This window comes from Xanthobacter sp. BG11Y11_SDJG (assembly GCF_057364445.1).
Genome location: NZ_JBNFNU010000398.1, coordinates 1 through 3,904, shown reverse-complemented (window position 1 = coordinate 3,904; position 3,904 = coordinate 1). Strand labels below are relative to the sequence as shown.

General features: G+C 70.8%; 3 protein-coding genes and 1 pseudogene. 2 read left to right on the top strand and 2 right to left on the bottom strand.

Features of this window, described 5'->3' with window-relative positions:
- Window positions 1-282: 282 nt before the first annotated feature.
- A complete protein-coding gene (eno, locus tag AC2W7M_RS21565) occupies window positions 283-1,566 on the bottom strand; it encodes a phosphopyruvate hydratase (protein WP_486134799.1) in 1,284 nt (427 codons plus the stop codon).
- Between the two features lie 186 nt (window positions 1,567-1,752).
- Here eno and queF point away from each other — a divergent pair, with 186 nt between their 5' ends.
- On the top strand, window positions 1,753-2,205 hold the full coding sequence (gene queF / locus AC2W7M_RS21560) for a preQ(1) synthase (protein ID WP_486134796.1): 453 nt from the start codon (window positions 1,753-1,755) through the stop codon (window positions 2,203-2,205).
- A 49-nt stretch (window positions 2,206-2,254) separates the two neighbouring features.
- On the top strand, window positions 2,255-3,265 hold the full coding sequence (locus AC2W7M_RS21555) for a hypothetical protein (protein WP_486134794.1): 1,011 nt from the start codon (window positions 2,255-2,257) through the stop codon (window positions 3,263-3,265).
- 350 nt (window positions 3,266-3,615) lie between these two features.
- Here the strand turns inward: AC2W7M_RS21555 and AC2W7M_RS21550 are convergent.
- Window positions 3,616-3,904 (bottom strand): annotated as a pseudogene (locus AC2W7M_RS21550) (3-deoxy-8-phosphooctulonate synthase); the annotation flags it as partial.

Below are 3,904 nucleotides of genomic sequence, written 5' to 3'. Positions count from 1 at the left end.
CTGGGCCCCGGCTCTCCTTTCCCCCTGACGCTCCAGTCGGCCGGGGCGCGAGGGCGTTGACCGTTCCCCGGACCAGCGACGGCGCAGCCGGAGCGCCGAGCCGGGGTCCAGGGGAACTCCGGCGCAGCCGGCAACCCCAGCGTCGCACCGCCTGCGGCGGAACACGCCGCCTCCGGCGAACCCCCTTGCGCTGGGCCCCGGCTCTCCTTCCGCTGACGCTTCAGTCGGCCGGGGCGCGGCGAGAGGTGCATTGCTCCGGCCAGCCGGGGCGCGGGGGTGGGCTCAGGCGAGCGCCTTCAGCGCCGCCTTGCCGGCGTAGCGGGCCTCGTTGCCCAGTTCCTGCTCGATGCGCAGCAGCTGGTTGTACTTGGCCGTGCGGTCGGCGCGGGCGAGCGAGCCGGTCTTGATCTGCCCGCAATTGGTGGCCACCGCGAGGTCGGCGATGGTCGCATCCTCGGTCTCGCCGGAGCGGTGGGACATCACGGCGCGGTAGCCCGCCTTGTGGGCCATCTCCACCGCGTCCAGGGTCTCGGTGAGGGAGCCGATCTGGTTCACCTTGACGAGGATGGCGTTGCCGACCCCCTCCTTGATGCCGCGCGAGAGGCGCTCCACGTTGGTGACGAACAGATCGTCGCCCACCAGCTGGCACTTGCCGCCGATCGCGTCGGTGACGCGCTTCCAGCCGGCCCAGTCGTCCTCGGACATGCCGTCCTCGATGGTGACGATGGGGTAGCGCGAGACGAGGTCGGCGAGATACGCCACCTGCTCCTCGATGGAGCGGGTCCTGCCCTCGCCCTCATAATGGTAGGCGCCGTCCTTGAAGAACTCCGTCGCCGCGCAGTCGAGGCCGAGATAGATGTCCTCGCCCGGCTTGAAGCCGGCCTTCTCGATGGCCGTCATCACGAAGTCCAGCGCCGCGTCGGCCGACGGCAGGTTCGGCGCGAAGCCGCCCTCGTCGCCCACATTGGTGTTGTGGCCCGCGGCCTTGAGGCCCTTCTTGAGGGTGTGGAACACCTCCGCGCCCCAGCGCAGGCCTTCCGCGAAGCTCGGCGCGCCGGCGGGCAGGATCATGAATTCCTGGAAGTCGATGGGGTTGTCCGCATGGGCGCCGCCATTGATGATGTTCATCATCGGCACCGGCAGCACGCGGGCGTTGACGCCGCCCACATAGCGGTAGAGCGGCAAATCGGAGGCCACCGCCGCCGCCTTCGCCACCGCCAGCGACACGCCGAGGATGGCGTTGGCGCCGAGGCGCGCCTTGTTCGGCGTGCCGTCGAGGCCGATCAGGACGTTGTCGATATGCGCCTGGTCCTCGGCCTCGTAGCCGCCGATGGCGTCGAAGATCTCGCCGTTGACCGCCTCCACCGCCTTCTCGACGCCCTTGCCGAGATAGCGGTCGGCGTCGCCGTCGCGCAGCTCCACCGCCTCGTGGGCGCCGGTGGAGGCGCCGGAGGGCACCGCGGCGCGGCCGAACGAGCCGTCCTCCAGCACCACATCCACCTCCACCGTGGGATTGCCGCGGCTGTCCAGGATCTCGCGGGCGATGATGTCGACGATGGCGGTCATGAAAGGGTCCTTCCCTGGTGCACAGCTTGCGGGCGCGGTGCTTCTAGCGCGATCGCGCTTCCCTGCGAAGGGGGCGGGCCGGCGAAGCAGTGCCGCGCCGGGGGCAAGGATCGCTGACGCGCCCCGGGTGCCGGTTGAACCGGGAGGCGAAGCGCCCTATTTCCCCTCCTCCCAAGGAATGAACCCATGACCGAACCGCCGCTCCAGCTCGGCAGCCAGACCGCCCTGCCCGCCTCGCCCGAAGCGGCGGTGCTCGACCGCGTGCCGAACCCGCACCCCGACACCGACTACGTGGCGCGCTTCACCTGCCCGGAATTCACCTCTTTGTGCCCGGTGACGGGGCAGCCGGACTTCGCCCACCTCGTCATCGACTACGTGCCCGACCGGTTCTTGGTGGAATCCAAGTCGCTCAAGCTCTACCTCGCCGCCTTCCGCAACCACGGCGCGTTCCACGAGGACTGCACCGTGGCCATCGGCAAGCGCCTGGCGGGGCTGCTGGAGCCGCGCTTCCTGCGCATCGCCGGCTATTGGTATCCGCGCGGCGGAATCCCCATCGACGTGTTCTGGCAGACCGGGGCCCTGCCACAGGGAACATGGCTTCCCGAGACGGGCGTCGCGCCCTATCGTGGGCGCGGTTGATCGCGGGGGATGGTCGCGGCGCCCCGGGCGCCCGGAAAGGCAGGCCTCCATGCCGAAGCTCATCATCACCAATGGCGACGCCGCCGCCGGGCGCATCCGCGCGGCCGGGCTCAAGGGCCACCTCGTTCCCTGGCAGGACATGCTGCACGACGGCCCGGTGCCGGCGGACCCCGACCTCGACCGGGTCTCGGACGTGCGCGCGGAGTTCCTCGCCGATGCGCTCGGCATGGAACTCGATGCGGTGCGCGCGGACTTCGCCCACCGCGACGCCCAGATCGAGGTGCACGGCGCCTATGGCGAGGTGGAGCTGTGGTTCGAGCACGATCTCTACGACCAGCTCCAGTTGATCCAGATTCTGAACTATTTCGCGGACCAGCCGGAGCGCATGGGGCTGTTCCTGCTCCAGGCCTCGCACTATCTCGGCGTGATGGAGGCGGACGAGGTCGCGGCCCTGGCCGGGGCGCGCGCGCCGCTGTCCCAGGTGCAGATCGAGACCGGACGGCAGGCCTGGGAGGCGTTCACCGCCCCGACCCCCACGGCGCTCGCTGCCTTTGCCCAGCGGCGGCACGACAGCCTGCCGTTCCTCGCCCCCGCTTTGCTGCGGCTGCTGGCGGAGTTCCCCGCGCCCCATTCCGGCCTCTCGCTCACCGAGGAGCGCATCCTGCGCCAGCTGGCGGATGGGCCGGCCAAGGTGGCGAAGGTGTTCGGCGCCGTTCATTCCATGGACGAGGCGCAGTTTCTCGCCGACCTGCCCTTCTTCCTGCGGCTCGACGGCCTCGCCTTCGCCCACGAGCCGTTGATCGAGGGCCTGCCGTTCCGCACCGGCGAGTGCGGGCCGCTCAGCTTCACGCCGGGGGACAACGGCGCGGCCGAGGCCTCCTACCGCGCCTATGCGGGCGCCGAGATCGGCCTCACCAAGGCGGGCGCGGCGGCGCTGGCGGGCCGTTTCGACCATGCCTGCGAGAACCAGGTGGAGCGCGCCATCGGCGGCACCCGCATCGCCCCCGGCGCCATGTGGCGCTACGACCGGTCCGCCGGCACGCTGACCCCGCCGAACTGAGGGCGCGCCTTCACCGTGCTTCTCGGTGCCGCGTCATGCCCCGGCTTGTCCGGGGCATCCACCGGGCCGTTAGCGGGTGCCCGGAACATGCAGCGTCAGCTCCACCGTGGCGTGCATCCCCCCGGACAAGCCGGGGATGACGCTGGTGAAAGGCGCCACAGGCGCAGGAAACTCCAAGCGCCGTCATGCTCCGACTTGATCAGAGCATCCCTGCCGGCCTCCCCACGCCGCGACTGGCCGCAAGATGGGCCCTCCGATCAAGTCGGAGGGCGACGGCGGGGAGAGGGACGGACGCAATTGGATGGTGCGGTGCTGCTCCAATGCCGCGCGTGCGGCCCGTTGGAGCGCGCTCAGATCGCGACCGGGTGCGCCTTCGCCACGGCGTCGAACGCCTGGAGGGTTGCGATCAGGTCTTCGAGCTCCTTCAGCGGCACCATGTTCGGCCCGTCCGACGGCGCCTTGTCCGGGTCGGGGTGGGTCTCGATGAACACCGCCGCCACACCGACGGCCACAGCCGCGCGCGCCAACACCGGCACGAACTCGCGCTGCCCGCCCGAGGAGGTGCCCTGCCCGCCCGGCTGCTGCACCGAATGGGTGGCGTCGAACACCACGCGCGCCGTCGGTCTGGCGATGGATCGG

Bases quoted from the DNA above. Each gene is read 5' to 3' on its own strand.
- eno (WP_486134799.1), bottom strand. From the start codon at position 1,566: ATGACCGCCATCGTCGACATCATCGCCCGCGAGATCCTGGACAGCCGC.
- queF (WP_486134796.1), top strand. From the start codon at position 1,753: ATGACCGAACCGCCGCTCCAGCTCGGCAGCCAGACCGCCCTGCCCGCC.
- AC2W7M_RS21555 (WP_486134794.1), top strand. From the start codon at position 2,255: ATGCCGAAGCTCATCATCACCAATGGCGACGCCGCCGCCGGGCGCATC.